5 protein-coding genes and 1 pseudogene are annotated in these 3,702 nt (G+C 26.3%); all 6 read right to left on the bottom strand.

Annotation, left to right across the window (positions count from 1 at the left end; all coding sequences use genetic code 11):
• On the bottom strand, positions 1-622 hold a 622-nt coding region (locus B6S12_RS10350; protein WP_146239364.1), incomplete at its 3' end, for a hypothetical protein.
• A gap of 103 nt (positions 623-725) precedes the next feature.
• The gene (locus B6S12_RS10345) at positions 726-1,499 is read right to left on the bottom strand and encodes a hypothetical protein (RefSeq protein ID WP_111230698.1); all 774 of its coding nucleotides are present in this window, start codon (positions 1,497-1,499) and stop codon (positions 726-728) included.
• 121 nt (positions 1,500-1,620) lie between these two features.
• Complete coding sequence (locus tag B6S12_RS10340) at positions 1,621-2,472, bottom strand: hypothetical protein (protein WP_111230697.1); 852 nt, start codon at positions 2,470-2,472, stop codon at positions 1,621-1,623.
• Entirely contained in the window at positions 2,465-2,617 is a 153-nt protein-coding gene (locus B6S12_RS11205) for a hypothetical protein (RefSeq protein WP_181451040.1), read from the bottom strand. The genes B6S12_RS10340 and B6S12_RS11205 overlap by 8 nt, the downstream gene beginning before the upstream one ends.
• Positions 2,618-2,650: 33 nt before the next feature.
• Positions 2,651-3,475, bottom strand: coding sequence for a hypothetical protein (locus B6S12_RS10335; protein ID WP_111230696.1), 825 nt, complete (start codon positions 3,473-3,475; stop codon positions 2,651-2,653).
• Between the two features lie 20 nt (positions 3,476-3,495).
• Positions 3,496-3,702 (bottom strand): annotated as a pseudogene (locus B6S12_RS10330) (hypothetical protein); the annotation flags it as partial.

Here is a 3,702-nt window from a genome sequence, read left to right as displayed (position 1 = left end):
CCATACTTGTTTTATCCATAAGTTCTTTTTTTCTTGCTAGGGCAAGTTTGTATTCTTTAGAATAGCTAGGGAAAGGGTGTGGGGCAAAAAGGGAGAGAGAGTGATATTGAAACACATCAATAAATATTTCATTTATGCTTTTATCATTTTTATAATATTGCCCATTGCCTAAATCAATAATTTGTGGAAAATATTCTATTTTTCTATTAAAAAAATCTATCGTTATATCTTTGGCTTTTTGTGATATGTAATGACTAAGCCATTCTCCAAATGCAAATACGCCAAATGCTACTAAAGGAACTGTTAAAGGTGCTAAAGGTGGGCATAGCATACCAACTAGTGTCGCAACTATGGTTGCTGCAGCTGAAGCGGTGATAGTTCCTGATAAATAAACGACAGTTTCAACTCCTTCAGCTATAGCTTTAATAGCTACGGATCTTTCACCATTAAGGACATATTCTAAAGAATAATCCATAATTTTTAAAGTGCTTCCTGTTGGTTTAGTTACTATTCTTATTTTTCTTGCTACTGGTTCTAAAACAGGATATTGTTTGGAGTAGGATTTTGCGACATTTTCCAATCTATCTACCTTATCGCGCCAATATTGAGTTCTATCTTTCAAATTTTCTACATCTTGCCTATCAAAATTTACTATCCAATCAGGTATTATACCTTCTTTAGCAAGAACAGCATTTTCTATACCATGTCTATCCTCAGGGCTTAAATTATCTTCTACATGCTTTTAATCTTCCTTTGGCGATATTTATGAAATAATTAAGTTCTTTTGTTATATATATCGCTTCGTATAATTCTTGATCTTGAAATTTTAAATCCACATCATGAAATAAATTCATTTTTTCATAAGAATTAATCATATTCTCTAATAATTGTTCTTTTTGGGGTATAGAGCAAATAAAATTTTTATCTAAAGTAAATCCAAAAAACAAAGTATTATAATTCATAAAATTAATTTCAAACATTATTTTACCTAAATTATACTTGGGCGGTAATTTTTCAATTTCACTCATAAAGACAAGAAAATTATCTACAATATTTAAATAATTATTAATTTCTTCTAAATCAGTGCTATTGGATGCGAGATAAAAATAATCAAGATTGTTTTGCATTTGCAAACCAAACAATACATCCTTATTTTTAAGAGCTACTAAATAAGCATTATCCAAACCTAAAATTTGCATAAATTTAAAATCTTTTTTGAAATAGTGCATATAGTTCAACAATTCTTTTTGATTTGTTTTTAATTCTTGATTTAAGTTTTGTTCTTTAAAAACTTTTTTAAATTCTTCTTCATTGCTCTTAAATAGTTTATACATATCTTTAGCACTTTGATATTCTTTTTTATGATAATACCTATCCCAAAAGATAAGCTCTAAAGGGCGATACAAAAAATGATAAGCTAGGCTTATGAAAATAATCAAAACTACAAGTAGACTACAAGGTATATAAAATCTTTTAAGTTTGTAAAAAGGTTTATTCATTGATACTCCTTTATAACTTTCTATTGTAGTATAGTTTTATTATGTTTTAAAGCATTTTGTAAATCTTTTTCTATTTGGCTTAATTCTCTATCAAGCAATACTTCTCTTTCTAGCTCTTCATTCATTTTTCACACTCTTTTAGTTTAGTTTGTAGGGTTTGAAGTTTATTGATAATTTTATTATCAATTTTTTGTTTGCGAATAAAATCAATTCCATTTTGATAAGATATATCTTTATTGTTTGGAACATATTTTTCTTCTAAGATATTAATAATTTTATCAAATACTTTAGTATTTATAATGTTTACATTACTTAAAATACTTTTAGTTTTAAAATTATTAAAACCACAAGAAAAATTATTCTCTATATCATATATATAATATATATAATAGCTTTTTGAAACTATTGCCAATAAGCCAATATAAGCAATGTAAAATATTTCAAAATTTTGACTATTTTTTAAAAAATCTTCTTCCAAATAAGTATTTAAATGAATTAAAAATTCTTCAAGTGCTTGAAACCTTTCCTTATCAAATAAAAACAAATTTTCCTGTCTGCGTATGTTTGCTTCATTTATTAAAAGTTTTGGTAAAATGCCTTCAACAATCAAAGAAGTAATAATCTTGGTAACCTTTTTTATAAGCTCTTTATCCTCTTTAGTGGTATTGTAGGTGCTTAAAGTTTTTATATCTTCTATACTTGTTTTTATCTTTTCAAAGTTTTTAATAATTTCTTTGGTGACTTTTTCTTGATTGTAAGTTTCTTTGCTTAAATTCTTAGCATACTTTAATTCTTCTTTGCCTTCATTTTCGCTCCACTTGATTAAAGAATTAAGATTTTCTCTTGCTTTAGTTTCTTTAGTATTTTTATAATCTAGGGCTTCATTTACATAATCATAAAGATTACTCATTACAGATATTAAAAATGCTACTATAAGAATAATGATTATATTTTTCTTAGAAAACTTAAGCATTTTGTTTGTCCTTTGGAATAATATTGTTTTGTATGACAAGCAATGCTTTTTTAGCTAAATTACCTGGTGGTGTGCTTTCTCCCCAAAGATAATAAGATAAAATTTCTACTCCATAATCGCCTTTTAAATTTAATAAAAAACCCATTTGATTTTTCCTACCATATTTAAAATTTCAGTTTTATTCATTAACCCATATAAAATTATCATTTTCACGTATTTCTACTTCACCACAATTTGTAATAGGATAATACTCGTATCTAAAATAATTATCATTTTTCCACCTTTCCAAAACATCTTTATCAAATTTCTCTTTAGAGTCTTTGTAGCCTATAAGATACATTTTAACTAATAAGCCATAATCATAATCGCCAAATCTTGAAGGTGTAACAAAATATTCATAACCACCTATTGCTATAAATTTAATATCATAGTGAATAAGATAAATTCTTTCCCGATAATCAAAAAGTAAAGAATATTTGAGTTTTATATTGCTTAACTTTTGTGTTTTATCAAAGTCCCCTATTAAAATTTTTTCTTCTTCAAAAGGTCTTACAATGTTAAAACCTTGCATTATTTTTTTAAGATTTTCATGCTTGCTTTTATTAAGATCAATTTGTTTTATGATATCGTTGATATCAAATTGCTTTCCATTGCTAAAAAATTGACAATCTGTATCTTCAAAATAACATTTAGTACCAAGATATTGCCACTCTTCTTGAGCCACATTATAATATCTTTTGCTATGTGCATAATCATAAAGCTTTTTAAGCAAATCTTTAGCGGCTCTTTCAAATAATTCATTTCTATCTAGTTTCCTGCCCTCTTTTATACAATACCAATTTTGATTAAGTGTTGCATTAGAGCGTAAAATCACTTTTGCATAACCATTTTTAAATTCAGTATAAAAAAGTATATTATATCCTATAAATCCGATAAACAATATAGCTATAATCCAAGCTAATTTTTTTAATTTTGCGTCAAATAAAAACTGAATTTTTTTCATTGATGCTCCTTTATAACTTTCTATTGTAGTATAGTTTTATTATGTTTTAAAGCATTTGGTAAATCTTTTATGCTTGGATAATAAGGGCGTAAAAGTTCTATATAAACTTCTTCTTGATAAGAAAGCTCAAAATAATATTTTCCTAAAGCAGAAGGAACAAGCTTTTTACTCCCATGATAACCTCCATCAGAATAAACAAAATTAGGGCTATCAAAAGGGCTTTTAGG

The sequence above is a fragment of the Helicobacter valdiviensis genome (assembly GCF_003245365.1).
GTDB lineage: Bacteria > Campylobacterota > Campylobacteria > Campylobacterales > Helicobacteraceae > Helicobacter_D > Helicobacter_D valdiviensis.
Note: the sequence above shows the minus strand (reverse complement) of the source record. Positions and strands in the feature narration are given on the sequence as shown.

Excerpts from the sequence above, each read along its gene's own strand:
- B6S12_RS10345 (WP_111230698.1), bottom strand. The coding sequence starts at position 1,499 with ATGAATAAACCTTTTTACAAACTTAAAAGATTTTATATACCTTGTAGT.
- B6S12_RS10340 (WP_111230697.1), bottom strand. The coding sequence starts at position 2,472 with ATGCTTAAGTTTTCTAAGAAAAATATAATCATTATTCTTATAGTAGCA.
- B6S12_RS11205 (WP_181451040.1), bottom strand. The coding sequence starts at position 2,617 with ATGGGTTTTTTATTAAATTTAAAAGGCGATTATGGAGTAGAAATTTTA.
- B6S12_RS10335 (WP_111230696.1), bottom strand. The coding sequence starts at position 3,475 with ATGAAAAAAATTCAGTTTTTATTTGACGCAAAATTAAAAAAATTAGCT.